Raw genomic sequence first — 14,926 nt, 5'->3', positions numbered from 1 at the left:
CCCGTCCGCGAAACGCGAGACTCAAGAAAATAATGTAATTTCAACCGTCGCTTCTTCAACCTGCGGAGGCAGGTTTTGTTTGTATAGACGCGGTTTCAACCGCCCGGTCTTTTTTTTTAGGAAAAACTCAAAAAGTCACTAAATCGGCAGACGAAATATAACGCTACTTAGTTGCTATTTTAACTTGTTCCTAAATTTTAACCACTCTCCCCCTCTCCCCATCTCCCCCTCTCCCCATCTCCCCCCTCTTCCCATCCCCCACTCTCCAAGTCCTGCGGATTTTGGACGATCGTTGTGGTAATATCTTTTGGCTTGTACAGATACTCCTGTCGCTGTCAGTGAATTAAGTAAGCGATTTATGAAAATTTTGGATTCTCAAGGCCGGTTGTTCGGCAAACTCAGCATTCTAGACGTAGGTGCAGCAATGATTGTGCTGCTAGTTGCAGTCGGCATCTTCTTCTTTCCCGGTACTTCCGGCGGTTCCGTCGCCCAAGTCGGCGGCGCCAGCGTCAAAACCGTAGAAATGGATGCAATTGCGATCGGACTCAAAGGCACAAACTTTCAAGAGTTATTCAAAGCCGGCGATAAAATCAACGTAGTAATCCGCAACCAGCCCTCTGGTCAGATTACAATCAAAGAGGTAAAAACCATAACTAGAACCCTCGCAGTTCCTCAGCCCAACGGCACCTTAAAAGCTGTCCCAGATCCTAGAGAAGAAGAATCTTTCAGCAGAAATATGAGATTTACTCTAGAGGGGAAAGGTCAAATTACTGAAAACGGCCCGGTTTTAGGAAATATGAAAGTCAAAATCGGAACTACTCTCGAACTTGAAGGCAAAAAATACATTTTCAACGCCAGCGTCATCGACGTGCGAGTCAAAGAATAGTCAGTTGACAGTCAAATAGGTACGTAGTTGGGCTTCAGCCCTCTTTACACATATATTTAAAGAGGGCTAAAGCCCAACTACGTACCTTGATTAATTTTGAGCGATGCTTTCATCTCCCGACAATAAAACTACCCTGCTTCGATTTCAACGCCAGCGTCATCAACGTGCGAGTCAAAGAATAGTCAGTTGACAGTCAAATAGGTACGTAGTTGGGCTTCAGCCCTCTTTACACATATATTTAAAGGAGGCTCAAGCCCAACTACGTACCTTGATTAATTTTGACAGTTGCGTCCCAGACACGAGCAGACCTTCTTCTTTCCTCGAACTTGGAACCTCTATCCGTGACATCCGTCAAATCCGTTACAGAATTGGTTGCCGAACTTCTTTACTCTTAAGAAAACAACCTTAAATACTGCCGAATTAAACCAATAGTCACAGCCGGAACTTCCAACTGCGGAGTCAAACCCACATTTTCCAGAGTTTGAAAAACCTTAATTGCATCCGGGTTGAGATTAGCCAACCGCTGGCCAATCTCGGGGCTAGTAAACTGAGATTTTTCACCCCAAATAATCGCAGTCGGTGTTGTTAGCTGAGTGATATAAAGTGACAAATCAAAACACAAATCTCCCCGCACAAAAGACAAGGCTGCATATTCTGCATTTGGTTCCAAAGCAGATTGCAGATAAGCATCGACAATTTCTTGGTAGACTCGACGGGAATCGGCAAATTGGCGCTCTTCTAAAAAGCTGCGAATGCCGCCATCTGTGGCAATGCCCGTACTGTAGAGCAAGCGGTCTAAAATTGGAGTGTTGACGAGTTTAGCAAAGAAACTGCTGCCGTAATCTTGTCCGAAGTCTGACAAACCGCTGGGAATCGTCAAAATCAGCGATTTGAACAGATCCGGGCGGGCGATCGCAGCTCGAATCGCGATCGCCCCTGTCAGCGAAGAAGCTATCACATCCGTAGGACTTCCGCAAGTTTTTTCGATAAATTGGATCAGAGATGTGATATAATCTTCGACCTGATAATTTTTTTGGGGATGTTCCGATCGCCCCCAACCGATTAAATCCGGTGCTAAGACTCGATATTCCGCTGCAAAAGCCGGATAAACTTTCGACCATTCGTAGGCACTTGACCCGCCCCCAAAGCCGTGAAAAAATACTAAGTTCGGTTTATTTTCCGAATTTGAGTTCGGCAATCCGATCCAAGGCATTTTTTCAGCAGTGTAATATACCATTCTGCCGAGAGAAGTCACGATCGATCGCTGACCGAAGCCGAGAGGAACAAGCATAAATAAGCCTCAATCGCTGTGAGATTGTAGAGTTTCGCGGGTCGCCTCGTCTTTATTTAAAAAGATTGCAAAGCTGGCGCCGTTTTTGTAAAGATTCAGTATTGATTTCAATCTATTTTAGTACAAGTGAAGCCTGAAACTACACACAGCAACTAAGTTTTGCGATCTGCGCGCTCAGGTTGTGCAGTTATCCTCACCGTTGCAAACTACTTGCGATCGGAGATAATAACAAAATGATGGGTAAGACCCCTCAACACAATCAAGTCGGTTCGCCGACTCCGAAAGCAGGCACTCGGAAAGCAGCGGTATCAGATCTAGCTTTTAATCGCGGCAGGTTTACACCCGAGAGCCGATCGCAAATAATTAATTACCATATTTTACGGAGCAGTGGCTTTTAATGTCGAAGGTTTCTGTTAAAAGGCGGGCGATGGGTTTTCCATACCTCTGATTGCAGGCAATGAAATCACGAGCCTCGCCGCTATCAATTCCAAAACACAAGAAACAACTAATATCAGGGAGGTATAAAAAATGCAACTGCTTAGGAAACGGGATCGCGAGGGTTTTATGGTTGATGCAAAAAGTCTTCTAGCTGACGGGTTTGCAGAGTTTGATACTGCCTGTCGAAGCATGGATTTAAACGGCAAACAGACATTTGTCGCCACTCCAGAACGATCGGGTTCAGGGTTAGATGTGCGATCGCGCGTCAGCGCACCGGGAATGGTTCGCCTAGCTTTAGAAGAATTGAAATGCTTTGAAGTAGTAGACAACCAGTTTGCCCATTGGGGAGTGACTTTTAGCAATGCCGTCGCCATCCAACCTTCAAACCCAGCATTCCTAACGGTTTCTGGCTCAACAGTGTTAATGGGTGCCCCAAAAAGCGGACTAATAGAAGTAAGTTTCAAGTATCCAGTTCGCAGCGTAGCAGGACTTGTCACCAGTTCGCGGCGAACGGTTTTATCTGCTTGCGACATCGACGGTAACCCGATCGTTCAAGATGAAATGCCGGCGCCCAATCTGGCAGGGTCTAATTCTCCGATCGCGCCTAACACACCCCTGCGCGTCAAAGCCCCAAATATTCATCGCATTACATTTTATGCTTTTGACGGTCAGCTAATAGTCGATGACTTTATTTTTGGTCTGTGAAACCATGCCATAAGTATCGTCCCAAGTCTGCAAACCTTCAAGAATGGCATTGCGGACTATAGCCTCGGGTTCCCGACTCAACATCAGGCGAAAGCACTCGGCAGCCCGGGAACGGGCGCTCCAACTTTTGACAGAAGTCACGCGGTTAAACCCACCCTGATTCACCAAATCGGTCATTTGCCGCACTGCAATCAAACGCTTCACAGGGTCAGCATCAGTCAAATCTCCCAAGATCCGATCGAGCGCTGCTTCATCTTCATCTTTTGAGGATCCCAGACTCAGCGCTTGGCGCAGCAACAGCCCTGCAATCGCGATCGTGCCAAAATTCTGCAAAATCAGGCTCAAAGCCATCCAGTGGCTCTCAGAGTCCGCCCAAATCGCCAAACTCATGTAAGCACCCAAGGTAGCAATCCCGCCGGCGCCTACTGCTAAAACCAACCGGCGGTTCGGGCTCTGCCAAAATTGCTCGGCTTTCGATCGCAGCAATTGCCATTCCCCGGACTGCCCTCGGTAAACCAGCATCATCGCTGCGATCCCCAACCCTGTCGAAAGCAATAACTGACTGTTCCACCACCCCCAAACTGCTGCCAGGGTGAAAGCCGCCAACCCACCTTTCGATCGACTCAAACGCGGTAGCAGCCACTTGAGAAAGGCGCTAGAAACCACAGGCGATCGAGCTCGATTGTTCTTGCCATCCACCCTCCGGCGTCTTTTTTCGGCTCTGGCTGGGGTTTCCTGCGGGCGATCGTCTAGACTGCTAAATGTCCTCAAAGCTCCGGCCTCAGTCATTTCTAAGGAGATCTCGCTCAAAGGAAGCTGACCTAGTTGCAAAGTGCGATCGGACTCTTTCGTTACGGTTTGATTCAGCTTAGTTGTAGTTTTTTTAAATTGATTCATAGTTACTTTTTTTACAAATAACTTTAAGTTATTTAGGCGTCTTTTGTACAGATTTTGATTTTTTCCAAACAAGAGTGTGAGACTTTAGAATACCAGAAATATCAACTTGTGGTGAGTGCCACAGATGAGTCAAATTCCGAGAACTTATTACTCGCAAAAGACTGATTGAAGATAGTTGGGAAAAGCACAACAGGTAACGCACGAATATTTCTCACTGACTTTTGAGTTCAAAGGCGATCGGAGTTGGGTGCCGGCAAAAAACACAAAAATTGACAATTTCAGAAATTTCGGGTATTTTGAGTGCTGGAATTCGCCCGCCGAGAACTGCGCGACGAAAATATAGCCTTTTGCCAACAGTCTGGGATCTCGCTACGCCCGGTGTCATACCATTTCCGATTTTAGATTAAATAATTGAAAAATTGGGTAGAATCACTGATTGCGATCGTGGTTGGGATCGGAGGCCTACAGTTGAGAAATGCTTCTGCCATGAATCAAATCATACTTTTTGGATGCTGTGGCCGACACCTACGGCGGTCCGTCCAGCTCGCTGTCAAGCTGTGCAGCGTTTCAAACCAGCCTCATTGGCTAAGATTTTTGAAGAAAATGTCGATCGCCCTCCCAAACTAGAACAAAAGCTGAGTAGGAGTCGAGCGTTGCCAGCAAACAGATGCGTTGCCATCAGCTATAATTTTTTCAGGTAGGGCATTAAATTGGCACGACCGAATCCCATTCCTCGGTACGACCTCGATCGAGTACGACCGCAGAGGATTTCCTTTTTATTTTAGGGAGCGATCGGGCAAAAGTTCCAGTCACTCGGAATCGGACGGCAAAAGTTCCAAGGACGGCGGCATCGCCCGTTAAATAATCCTCTGGAAAGAAACTTCACTTGAGATGGGGTAAATCAACAGTATATAGTTTTCTAACGAATGTTAACATTTGGTAACAAACCGCCTAGATTGAGTGAATGGCATATATACCACTCAGACTCATGAGTCAAATTTCTGGGCTTGCACGCAAACACATATCAGGAAGTTCTCCGATGAAGGCAAGATCAAAAGCATCAAAAACGAAGCAGGACAAAGACTCTACGATGTTGAGTCATACCAGCGCGGTGCAATTGTCGTGGGAACTATTTGCGAATGTCGCGTCAGTTCAACCAAACAGCGAGACGACCTTGCTAGGCAAGTTGAATTTATGCGAGAACGATATCCAGAAGCTGAAATCCTCCAAGGCATCGGCTCTGGACTCAACTTTAAGAGAAAAGGACTGCAAGCCCTACTGGTCAGAGTTATGCGCACAGATCAGCTCAAGATTGTTGTTGCCTGTAGAGACATCTAAAGCAGATTCGGATTTGAGCTATTCGAGTTTATGGTCAAGCAAAACGGTGGAGAACTCCTGGTTCTCTCAAACCCTTTTCACTGCCCTGAAACCGAACTCACAGCCGATTTTCTTGCCATCCTTCACGGCTACCGTTGCCGAATGCACGGCCTCAGGAGCTACAGCCAGAAAATCAAGAAAGATCCGAATATTCCCCAGCCCTGAACAAAAAGCTCTGTTGAAAAGATGGTTCGGTGTTTCCCGATTCGTATTTAATGCAACAATTAAATACTTACAGGAGCCGGGAACCAAAGCCAACTGGCTAACGATCAAGACAGGGATTCTCAACTCATTACCTGACTGGGCGTCATCGGTTCCATTTCAAATTAAATCAATTGCAATTAAAGACGCCTGTCAAGCCGTCAAAAAAGCCAAAGCAGACTTCAAAAAAGACGGACAAGTGCGTCGCTGTAAATTCCGCAGTCGCAAGGATACAAAGCAATCTATTTACATCCCTAAATCTGCAATCAAAGATTGTGGCATCTATCACACAATATTGGGTCGGTCAAAGCTGAAAGAGGCATTACCCAAGGATTTCAGTGACGGACGGCTAATGCTTGCCTATGGCGAGTATTATCTAATTGTCTCCGAAGAAGTGCAGCCGCGTCAGACCGACAACCAAGGTCGCGTGGTTGCCTTAGATCCCGGTGTTCGCACGTTCATGACTTTTATTTCCGAGAGTTCTTACGGATATCTCGGCAATGACTCCAATCTTCAAATCCAAAAACTGTGCTTCAAGCTAGACAGGTTAATCTCAAAAATGAGCGCATCTCCTAGCGCGCAGAAGAAAAGATTTAAAAAGGCTGCTGACAGGTTGAAGTCCAAGGTTCAACACATGGTTAAAGAGTTGCACGACAAGACTGCTAAATTCTTAGTTGATAATTTCGATGTCATCTTATTGCCATCATTTGAATCTTCAAAGATGGTTAGCAAGTCACGTCGCAAAATTCGCTCTAAAACCGTGCGTCAGATGCTGACTTTATCTCATTATCAGTTCAAGAAACATCTTGAATGGAAAGCTTGGGAGTCAGGTAAGGTAGCCCTGACTGACATCAACGAAGCTTATACATCAAAGACAGTTTCTTGGACTGGAGAAGTCAAGAAGATTGGCGGTTCTCGTGTTATTAGAGACCGAGATGGACGCTGCATGAACAGGGATCTAAATGGTGCTCGCGGGATTTTCTTGCGGGCATCGGTTGATACACCTTGGTTGAGAGAACATCTCAGCCTATGTATTTGTTGACGAATGTTAGCAAAAAAGTATCGGTTACGCTAGTGAAGAGAGAAAAGAATAGTTACGATCGAGACTTCATCAGTCCACCTTGTAATTTATTCCTCAGTTATCAAGCCCAACAGTTTTGCATTTTCTGGGAAGCGAGACTCTTGGCACTTCCAACAAGTGGGAAACTAGACCGTCAAAAAGCTTGGGTTTGATGGTAAAAGCCTTACTAATATTATGTAAACACCTTATCGATGGCTCGCCGGAACAATCTTGCAGGAAAACCCATGTCTAGTATGCAAAACCAATTTACGGTTCACTTTTGGGGCGTTAGAGGTAGTATAGCGTCTCCCGGAGCTGAAACAGTACGTTACGGGGGCAACACGCCCTGTATAGAAATGCGAGTGGGTGACAGCCGCCTAATTTTCGATGGCGGTACTGGGTTGCGGGTTTTGGGACAAACTCTCCTGTCGCAGATGCCCGTAGAAGCTCATATGTTTTTTACTCACACTCACTGGGATCACATTCAAGGATTCCCATTTTTTGTCCCAGCTTTTATTAAAGGCAATTGTTTTCACATCTATGGGGCCGTTGCTCCTACTCCTAATCAAGCTACTATCCAGCAGCGACTCAACGACCAGATGCTCCACCCTAATTTTCCGGTGCCCCTGCAAATTATGGGGGCAGATCTGAAATTTAACGATATAGAAGTGGGTGAACCCATGGAAATCGGAGAGATTAAGGTGGAAACAGCTTTGTTGAACCACCCCGGTGAAGCGATCGGCTACCGCGTCAACTGGCGGGGGTATGCGGCTGCTTACGTGACTGATACTGAACATTTTCCCGATCGTTTGGACGAAAATGTGCTGTATTTGGCTCGCGATGCTGAGGTGCTGATCTATGATGCTACTTATACGGATGATGAGTATTATTCGGAAAAGTCTAGCAGGGTTGGCTGGGGACATTCGACTTGGCAGGAAGCGGTGAAGGTGGCAAAGGCTGCTAATGTCAAAAAGTTGGTGATTTTTCACCACGATCCGCTGCACAATGACGAGTTTTTAGACAAGGTGGGAGAGCAAGTGGCTCAAAGGTTCCCGAACAGTTTGATGGCGCGGGAAGGTTTGTCGTTACAGTTGCTGCCTCCTCAAAACAAGGATTTGTCTGAAGGGTCGTCTGAAGGGTCGGTGGAAGCCCCTAAAGTGCCTGCGTGATGGATTTGAGATTGCCAGATGGTTCTTAAACAGTTGACAGTTGACAGTTGACAGTTGACAGTTTGAGAGCGGCATCTACAAGGAAGAGGATGGGAGTAATGAATAGTCTGATTTTTATTTCTCCCTCAAAGAGAGAGGCTTTCAACCAATTCTTTATGGTAAATCTTGAGGTCTGAAATCTAAAATTTAAGTGAGGGCTGACCTGACTCAAAGACGGATACAAGCCCCGGCTTAAGTCGTAGAGAACCAAAAAGTTTAGATCGAAGTTCTAACTCCCAGTATCGATTCTGTGGAGTCAAATCTAAAATCTAAAATCTAAAATCTAAAATCGACTGGCGATCGCAATCTGGCTAAGTATGGCAAAATCTTAAGCGTGTGGATAACTTCTTCTTCAACCGCTGCTCTGACTCCAACTTCTGTTGCCTTGGGAAACTTTGATGGTTTGCACCTAGGGCATCAACAAGTCGTGCAGCCAATTTTAAATCGATCGCCGGGGCTAACTTCTGCGACGGTTTCTGCGTCGGGGCAAAACTTGCGCCCAAACGCTGGCAGAGATCAAAATTTGGAAGGCGAACATCCGGCAAGCTGGGAAAACGACTCAGCAGCACTGCCGGAAACAGCCCGCAGCGCCCTGAATTTCAATGGTGCGATCGTGGCGCACCCCCGGGCCGAGGGCAACAGCCTCTCTGGTCGCGATGATGCTGCGGGCGATCGGCTTTACGGTACTGTGGTGACATTCAATCCCCACCCGCAAGAATTTTTTACAGGTCAACCCAAAAAACTGCTGACACCTCTGGCAGAAAAGGTAGAATTGCTCGCAGCAATGGGTGTCGAGCAACTTGTGCTGCTGCCGTTCGATCGAGAACTGGCGGCATTGACTGCTGCTGAGTTTGTCGAGGAAATTCTGGTGCGGCAACTGCAAGCGAGTCGTATTAGTGTGGGGGTGGATTTTCGGTTCGGACGCGGACGTGCTGGGACGGCTGTAGATTTGCAGTCGATCGCCTCGGGTTACGGTATTGATGTTGCGCTGATACCCCTGCACAATTGCGATGAGGGCGATCGGATCAGCAGTTCCGCGATCCGCGAAGGTTTAGCATCCGGCGACCTCACAAAAGCGAATAAGTTGCTGGGGCGGCCTTACAGTTTAGTCGGGACTGTGGTTGGGGGACAGCGGCTGGGTAGGACGATCGGATTTCCGACTGCTAATATCGAACTGCCACCGGAAAAATTTTTGCCGCGTTTTGGCGTGTACGCGGTGCGAGTCTCGGTGAAGGATGGAGGCGGAATCATCAAAAAAGATGAAAATTCTGCCTATAAGTGGGAAAATCCCCAATCTCTAATTCCGCGCCAAGCATCAGATTTATCATTCATAAATGGGGTGATGAATGTTGGTTGCCGCCCGACGGTAAACGGTCTACAACTAACTGTAGAAGTTCATCTGTTAGATTGGTCTGGGGATTTGTACGGTCAAACCTTGAGCGCAAGTTTGATAGAATTTTTGCGACCCGAACAAAAATTCGCTTCTCTGGATGCTCTCAAAAATCAAATTCAGACAGATTGTGATGTTGCTAGAAAGGTGTTAGCTGCCAATGGTTAATAGATCTATTGCAAAAGTATTGGCTAATCAAATTTTCGGACGGGCTAGAAGCCCATCCCACAAGAAAAATAATTGTGGGATGGGCTTCTAGCCCGTCCTAATTATGAATCCATTGTGTATAGTTTTGCTTGGGCGATTGAAATCGCGTGTATAAAAACGAAGTCCGCGCAGGCTGAGTGAGAATAAAAGAACAAGCAATTAACAACTAGCAATTAGCAATTAAGTAAATCAACGTAATTAAGGTAAAATGCGGAAGGCTAAAAAGCTTCCTTCTTCCTTCTTCCTTCTTCCTTCTTCCTTCTTCCTTCTACATAAAAATCAGGGATATGAGAGAACATATTGAGCGGCTCAAACAAAATCTAGGCAAGACAATTGTCGGTAAAGCGGATGCTATTCGCTTGGTACTTGTAGCCGTGCTTTCGGGCGGACACGCGCTGCTGGAAGACGTGCCTGGTGTGGGAAAAACGCTGTTAGCGAAGTCTTTAGCGCGATCGATCGATGGCAAGTTTCAACGCATTCAGTGTACTCCCGATTTGTTGCCAACGGATATCACCGGTACTAATATTTGGAATCCCAGCAGCGGCAACTTTGAGTTTTTGCCGGGCCCAGTTTTTGCGAATGTTTTGCTAGCCGATGAAATCAATCGGGCGACGCCGCGAACTCAGTCTGCTTTGCTGGAAGTGATGGAAGAAAAGCAGGTGACTGTAGATGGAGTTTCTCGGAATGTTCCGGCGCCGTTTTTTGTGATTGCGACTCAAAACCCGATCGAATATCAAGGCACTTTTCCGCTACCGGAAGCGCAGATGGATCGGTTTACCTTGTCTTTGACGTTGGGCTATCCCGCTGCGTCGGAAGAGTTGCAAATGTTGGAACGGCTGTCTGATACTTTTGCTGTGGAAGATTTGCAGCCTTGTATTTCCTTGGAACAGGTGCAGGAATTGCGCCGTTTGTGCGCTGCGGTGCAGGTGGAAGGCTCTTTGAAGCAGTATATTGTGGATTTGGTGCGATCGACTCGCCAGGATGAAGAGATTACTCTAGGCGTGAGTCCCCGTGGTGCGGTGGCGTTGCACCGGGCATCTCAGGCGTTGGCGTTTATTTCGGGGCGGGATTTTGCTACCCCGGATGATGTGAAGGATTTAGCGCCGCACGTACTTTCTCATCGGTTGATTCCGGCGGGGGGAAGGAAGGCGAAGACGATTGTTGATAAGTTGTTGAAATCTGTTCCAATTCCTTAAAAAGTTACAAATCCTCGATCGCTTTAATTGAAGGAACAGGCAAGATGCCTGTTCCACAAACAATTAATTTTTCTGTATCGTGGGCATCCTGCCCGTCCTGGAGAAATTAATTAATAACGGTGCAAGATGTCAGTTAATAAATACATCTTGTACTATTTTCAAGCACTCTGAAATAGCGCAACTAATTTCTTTGCCTCTAGATCAACATTATGTTGTTGAGCAACCCGTTCGGCTCCTATTTTCCCCATTTCTTCTAGCTTTTCTAAAGGTGCTTCCAATGCCGCGCGCATAGCAACAGCCAATGCTTCTACGGAACCGGGAGGAACTAACCAACCGCAAACACCCGGTTCTACGAGCTCTGGAATACCAGCAACATAGGTGCTAATTACGGGCCGATTGAGAGCGAGGGCTTCCATAATTACGACGGGTAAACCTTCAGCAAAACTCGGCAATACCATGGCGCGGGAAGCTAAAATCTCTTTCTGAACTCGATCGCCACTGGCCCAGCCGGTAATTTCTATATAGTTTTGCAGATTGAGTTGTGCAATCTGCTGTTCAATTTCAGCTCGCAGCGGCCCGTCTCCAACAAATACCAATTTAAACTCTAAACCTTGAACAGCTAGCTTGCTGGCGGCTTCTAACAGTAACAAATGACCTTTTTGTTCGCTGAGTCTCCCGATGCAGGCTAAGCGGGGTGCTGCGGGTATGGGGACGTGGGGTGCGGCTAAAAATGCTGCATCGACGCCGCAGTGTATGACGTTGATTTTTGACCAATAAGCGCGATCGCACCACCGAAATAGCTGACTTTTGCCGAAGGAACTGACTGCTGCTACAAAGGTCGATCGTTTAATTTTTTCATCTAAGGAAAGAAGTGTAGCTTTATCAAATTCTTCGGGGCCGTGAACGGTGAAACTGTAAGTCGGGCCGCCTAGGACGCGACATAACATTGCAACAGTTGTGGAATTTGTGCCGAAGTGAGCGTGAACGTGTGTGGTACCGGATTCTGCGAACCAGTTTAAAAGAATGCAAGCTTCTGCGAAATAAGCTAGATGCAGCAAAATCCCGCGTTCTGAGTGTAAGCCAACTTTGAACATTAACCGCAAAGCTTCGAGGAATCGAATTGGTCTAGTTGCGGCAGTGCGGAGCAAACCCAACGCTAAGCCCTGTACGCCAACTCCTAGGATGACTTTGGTCAATTCTTGTTCTTGTTTGTCTGCGCCGTCTACGAGTTCGGATTCGCAGGATCGGATCGAGTAACGCCCGACTTTGATGCCGCAAGTTTCGACTGCTAGGAGTTCTCTGCGCACGAAGCTGTGGCTGACTTTGGGGTATTGGTTGACTAGGTAGGCGATGTTCATGAACGGGGGAAAATTTTTGTGGTAAAACTTAGATTAGTTTAGCCTTATGGATGTGCGGGGCGATCGGGCGATCGGGAAAGTTTGGGTCAATTAGGTGGATGATTAAAGTCCCCTTGCGGGGAAGTCTGAGCAACTATCAGAATGAATCTGACTGTTATTCAGCATTACGGAAGAGTTTGTTTCCGTCCCCGTTAGGGGAAGTTGGCAGTTGTTTGATTTTTCACTTAAGAAACTCTTGCTTCTTAAGCTTACCAGCCTATCCCTATTTTGTTTAAAATTCAAGTATGTGAAAGTTAGAAGCTGAGTTTTAGATATTTTTGTCAGGGATTTAATAGCTTTTTAACTATTTGTAGATTATCAAAAGACCGATCGACATCTATTTTTGTATATCTAGTATAATGAAACCGAGAATTAGTTTTTATACTTGTTTTTATACCTGCTTTCATACCTGTTAAGTATCGCGCTATTTGACTTTCATTTTTCAGATTTTTATAAGCCTTCTCCAAGCTTCTATCTCGCCTGTCAGCAATGTCACGAACATAATCAAACAGGCGATCGTGTGGCGATGAGGAACCTTGATATTTTTCTTCAAGATCGACTTTCTGAACCTTTGCATAAGCTTCGATGCAGTGTAAAGCTGAGTAAAAACACATTGTCACTGCCCAATCAGGAAAAGTATCTCTGATACTAAGTGCCGCCTCTTCATTATTCTTAGCTTGTTCGCGATGGGACTGTTCGCTCGGCATAAAAATCAACAGCTACTTTCTAGTTTGTTCAGTAATTTAATCTTTGGCGTTGCCGATCGCAGATATAAATTTGGGTAGGAATGAACGGTTGTTCTCCCTTGCCGTGTGTATCGAGATCGTCGATGAATTATGTCTCTATTCAGCAACGCCTAATTGTTTTAAGTTCTAGCTATAACATACCAATTACTGCCAGACTTAACTGAATTGTAATAACTTGTAGGACTTGACAAAGTTATAGTTTCCGAGCGAGCAACTTCTTTCGCTCCGTCTTGGATTCTGACAAACTTTTCCACGAGTTTTTCGTCAAAGTACCATTTTTCATTAGTTTTATCGCGTAAATCCCATTCACAATCAATTACTAAGTCTTGGATTTTGTCCCAAGTTTCATAATCCAACTCTGTTTCAGGGCATAGTTCTAATTCAAACTCAATCCAGTGAATGTCTTCCGTTCTAGGAGCTATTGCTCTAACTTTGGCGACACCATCTATCTTGGCTAACTTCTGGACTAATTCCTGTACTTCAACAGGAGCAGTAGGCGACTTAAATGACTGCTTTGGTTTCAGAGGAGAAGGAGGGAATTCAAAGAATTTAAAAGTTTTTGGATTCGATGTTGAGCTTTGAAGTTCCGCTCTTGAGTTTGTGATTACTGTCATTGTCTATTCCTGCAAAAATTCATTAAGACGGTCTCTTAAAAACTTGGCTTTTTGCCTGGTAAATGCAAAATTGCCTACCAAATTTTGTGTCTGTTTTGACTCTGGCTCTTCCGCAGTAAAAGGACTATCTGATAACATCCCTGCTATTAATATCCCATCGCTCTCGTCAATAGCTACTACTACACCAGTCACCAGATAAACTTGATTTTTTTCTACATCATTCACTTGTGTCATCCTTGGGTATTACCCTACAACAACTATGACAATTTAAATTTAAAGTCCCCTTGCGGGGAAGAGGACTGACATAAGTTATGCAACTGTTCAGTCAATCTAGAGGCGTGTTTCCATCCCCTTGCGGGGTAAGTTAAGAAAACTGTAACAGTTTTAGGAACACTTTTAGCCTCTAGTAATTTAGATAATATACGTAGTTTCTACAAAAGTCAAGTGCATGTCAGCTTGAGAAAAAAATCGTGGTTTTGAATACTATATAAAAACTCTCCAAACATAAATTTTAAACGTAAAAAATATTGCTCGCACAAAGCAATGCAGTGGGGTGATTTTCACCTCACCCCATCTGTATTTTCTTGCATGAATCTTTAGAAGGTTGAAGCATTTACGTATAAAGACTCTGGATTTCTTCCTATATCTAAGCGCAAATGCTTCATCTCTACAGATTTAAACCAACTTTTCCAAGAAGCCTACTTTACTTGATATCGTGACTTGATATCATGTAAGGCTGGTGAGGCGCTGGAATTTTTGAAAGTATGCCAATGCTGCCACAACTGGACAGAGTTATTAGCAGTAGTGGCGATGCCTGCGACAATTGCCACTATTGCCGCCAGCTTCTGTAAATGACGAACTTTTGTTAACTTGTTCTTCGAGATAGCCTTGCTTAAATTTTTATCCGGTTCTTCACCTTGTATAGGAGAATGGAGATCGTCCGGTGATAAGCTTTCCGATACACCTAACTTGGCTGAATCTGCTGGTAGGTAAGCTTCCAATGTCTGTGGGTATTTTTTCATGTCTTGGGTGTCTTCTACTAAAAACGTCGGTCTGATTGCCTGAACAGGTGCATAAGTTATGTTGGTAGAGCCTACCTGATAATTGTTGTCAGGTAAGTCTGTTTTTTCTAGCCTACACATAGGTCGATCGCTCCAAAAAAGTATCAAAGTTTACAAGGCTCACAGTTGAAACTGTCAGCCTTACTCTTTATATTAGGGAGCACCACAGAATGATTGATCCTATAATGACCCAAAGATAATTTCAGTGTGCAGCGTATCTTATGTCTCTAAAATCTATCATGAAACTGACCG

Annotated in this window: 16 protein-coding genes; 8 read left to right on the top strand and 8 right to left on the bottom strand. The window is 45.4% G+C overall.

Going from position 1 to position 14,926, the window contains the following annotated elements; all coding sequences use genetic code 11:
* Window positions 1-358: 358 nt before the first annotated feature.
* Entirely contained in the window at window positions 359-886 is a 528-nt protein-coding gene (locus JGK20_RS24235; protein ID WP_293174713.1) for a DUF4330 domain-containing protein, read from the top strand.
* A gap of 391 nt (window positions 887-1,277) precedes the next feature.
* On the opposite strand, the gene JGK20_RS24230 is transcribed toward JGK20_RS24235, so the two are convergent.
* Window positions 1,278-2,177 carry an alpha/beta hydrolase gene (locus JGK20_RS24230; RefSeq protein WP_293174716.1) on the bottom strand — a complete coding sequence of 300 codons (900 nt, stop codon included), beginning with the start codon at window positions 2,175-2,177 and terminating at the stop codon, window positions 1,278-1,280.
* A gap of 528 nt (window positions 2,178-2,705) precedes the next feature.
* Here JGK20_RS24230 and JGK20_RS24225 point away from each other — a divergent pair.
* Window positions 2,706-3,320, top strand: coding sequence for a hypothetical protein (locus JGK20_RS24225; RefSeq protein WP_293208571.1), 615 nt, complete (start codon window positions 2,706-2,708; stop codon window positions 3,318-3,320).
* Here JGK20_RS24225 and JGK20_RS24220 read toward each other — a convergent pair.
* Both JGK20_RS24220 and JGK20_RS24215 read right to left on the bottom strand, forming a co-directional pair.
* The gene (locus tag JGK20_RS24220) at window positions 3,288-4,217 is read right to left on the bottom strand and encodes a hypothetical protein (protein WP_293214044.1); all 930 of its coding nucleotides are present in this window, start codon (window positions 4,215-4,217) and stop codon (window positions 3,288-3,290) included. The genes JGK20_RS24225 and JGK20_RS24220 overlap by 33 nt on opposite strands.
* Before the next feature lie 211 nt (window positions 4,218-4,428).
* Window positions 4,429-4,602, bottom strand: a complete 174-nt coding sequence (locus tag JGK20_RS24215; RefSeq protein ID WP_293174728.1) for a hypothetical protein — start codon at window positions 4,600-4,602, stop codon at window positions 4,429-4,431.
* 287 nt (window positions 4,603-4,889) lie between these two features.
* On the opposite strand from JGK20_RS24215, the gene JGK20_RS24210 reads away from it, so the two are divergent.
* From JGK20_RS24210 to JGK20_RS24185, 6 genes are all read left to right on the top strand, one after another.
* Window positions 4,890-5,078, top strand: a complete 189-nt coding sequence (locus tag JGK20_RS24210; protein WP_293174731.1) for a hypothetical protein — start codon at window positions 4,890-4,892, stop codon at window positions 5,076-5,078.
* Window positions 5,079-5,411: 333 nt separating this feature from the next.
* A complete protein-coding gene (locus JGK20_RS24205) occupies window positions 5,412-5,555 on the top strand; it encodes a hypothetical protein (RefSeq protein ID WP_293174987.1) in 144 nt (47 codons plus the stop codon).
* A gap of 46 nt (window positions 5,556-5,601) precedes the next feature.
* Window positions 5,602-6,837 (top strand): transposase, encoded by a 1,236-nt coding sequence (locus JGK20_RS24200; protein ID WP_293174989.1) that lies wholly within the window; start codon window positions 5,602-5,604, stop codon window positions 6,835-6,837.
* A 263-nt stretch (window positions 6,838-7,100) separates the two neighbouring features.
* The gene (locus JGK20_RS24195; RefSeq protein WP_293174734.1) at window positions 7,101-8,024 is read left to right on the top strand and encodes an MBL fold metallo-hydrolase; all 924 of its coding nucleotides are present in this window, start codon (window positions 7,101-7,103) and stop codon (window positions 8,022-8,024) included.
* Between the two features lie 373 nt (window positions 8,025-8,397).
* Entirely contained in the window at window positions 8,398-9,621 is a 1,224-nt protein-coding gene (locus tag JGK20_RS24190; RefSeq protein WP_293232419.1) for a bifunctional riboflavin kinase/FAD synthetase, read from the top strand.
* A 326-nt stretch (window positions 9,622-9,947) separates the two neighbouring features.
* Window positions 9,948-10,856 carry a MoxR family ATPase gene (locus JGK20_RS24185; protein ID WP_293232417.1) on the top strand — a complete coding sequence of 303 codons (909 nt, stop codon included), beginning with the start codon at window positions 9,948-9,950 and terminating at the stop codon, window positions 10,854-10,856.
* A 158-nt stretch (window positions 10,857-11,014) separates the two neighbouring features.
* Here the strand turns inward: JGK20_RS24185 and JGK20_RS24180 are convergent, their stop codons facing one another.
* From JGK20_RS24180 to JGK20_RS24160, 5 genes are all read right to left on the bottom strand, one after another.
* The gene (locus JGK20_RS24180; RefSeq protein WP_293232415.1) at window positions 11,015-12,214 is read right to left on the bottom strand and encodes a glycosyltransferase; all 1,200 of its coding nucleotides are present in this window, start codon (window positions 12,212-12,214) and stop codon (window positions 11,015-11,017) included.
* A gap of 320 nt (window positions 12,215-12,534) precedes the next feature.
* The gene (locus tag JGK20_RS24175) at window positions 12,535-12,960 is read right to left on the bottom strand and encodes a hypothetical protein (protein ID WP_293208563.1); all 426 of its coding nucleotides are present in this window, start codon (window positions 12,958-12,960) and stop codon (window positions 12,535-12,537) included.
* A 158-nt stretch (window positions 12,961-13,118) separates the two neighbouring features.
* The gene (locus JGK20_RS24170; protein WP_293208560.1) at window positions 13,119-13,613 is read right to left on the bottom strand and encodes a hypothetical protein; all 495 of its coding nucleotides are present in this window, start codon (window positions 13,611-13,613) and stop codon (window positions 13,119-13,121) included.
* A gap of 3 nt (window positions 13,614-13,616) precedes the next feature.
* Window positions 13,617-13,847 carry a hypothetical protein gene (locus JGK20_RS24165; RefSeq protein WP_293208557.1) on the bottom strand — a complete coding sequence of 77 codons (231 nt, stop codon included), beginning with the start codon at window positions 13,845-13,847 and terminating at the stop codon, window positions 13,617-13,619.
* 464 nt (window positions 13,848-14,311) lie between these two features.
* On the bottom strand, window positions 14,312-14,782 hold the full coding sequence (locus JGK20_RS24160) for a hypothetical protein (protein WP_293208554.1): 471 nt from the start codon (window positions 14,780-14,782) through the stop codon (window positions 14,312-14,314).
* Window positions 14,783-14,926: the final 144 nt, after the last annotated feature.

The organism is Microcoleus sp. PH2017_05_CCC_O_A, assembly GCF_020738785.1.
Classification (GTDB): Bacteria; Cyanobacteriota; Cyanobacteriia; order Cyanobacteriales; family Microcoleaceae; genus Microcoleus.
Note: the sequence above shows the minus strand (reverse complement) of the source record. Positions and strands in the feature narration are given on the sequence as shown.

Bases quoted from the DNA above. Each gene is read 5' to 3' on its own strand.
- JGK20_RS24230 (WP_293174716.1), bottom strand. From the start codon at position 2,177: ATGCTTGTTCCTCTCGGCTTCGGTCAGCGATCGATCGTGACTTCTCTC.
- JGK20_RS24235 (WP_293174713.1), top strand. From the start codon at position 359: ATGAAAATTTTGGATTCTCAAGGCCGGTTGTTCGGCAAACTCAGCATT.
- JGK20_RS24165 (WP_293208557.1), bottom strand. From the start codon at position 13,847: ATGACACAAGTGAATGATGTAGAAAAAAATCAAGTTTATCTGGTGACT.
- JGK20_RS24185 (WP_293232417.1), top strand. From the start codon at position 9,948: ATGAGAGAACATATTGAGCGGCTCAAACAAAATCTAGGCAAGACAATT.
- JGK20_RS24215 (WP_293174728.1), bottom strand. From the start codon at position 4,602: ATGACACCGGGCGTAGCGAGATCCCAGACTGTTGGCAAAAGGCTATAT.
- JGK20_RS24170 (WP_293208560.1), bottom strand. From the start codon at position 13,613: ATGACAGTAATCACAAACTCAAGAGCGGAACTTCAAAGCTCAACATCG.
- JGK20_RS24195 (WP_293174734.1), top strand. From the start codon at position 7,101: ATGTCTAGTATGCAAAACCAATTTACGGTTCACTTTTGGGGCGTTAGA.
- JGK20_RS24225 (WP_293208571.1), top strand. From the start codon at position 2,706: ATGCAACTGCTTAGGAAACGGGATCGCGAGGGTTTTATGGTTGATGCA.
- JGK20_RS24205 (WP_293174987.1), top strand. From the start codon at position 5,412: ATGCGAGAACGATATCCAGAAGCTGAAATCCTCCAAGGCATCGGCTCT.
- JGK20_RS24220 (WP_293214044.1), bottom strand. From the start codon at position 4,217: ATGAATCAATTTAAAAAAACTACAACTAAGCTGAATCAAACCGTAACG.
- JGK20_RS24180 (WP_293232415.1), bottom strand. From the start codon at position 12,214: ATGAACATCGCCTACCTAGTCAACCAATACCCCAAAGTCAGCCACAGC.
- JGK20_RS24175 (WP_293208563.1), bottom strand. From the start codon at position 12,960: ATGCCGAGCGAACAGTCCCATCGCGAACAAGCTAAGAATAATGAAGAG.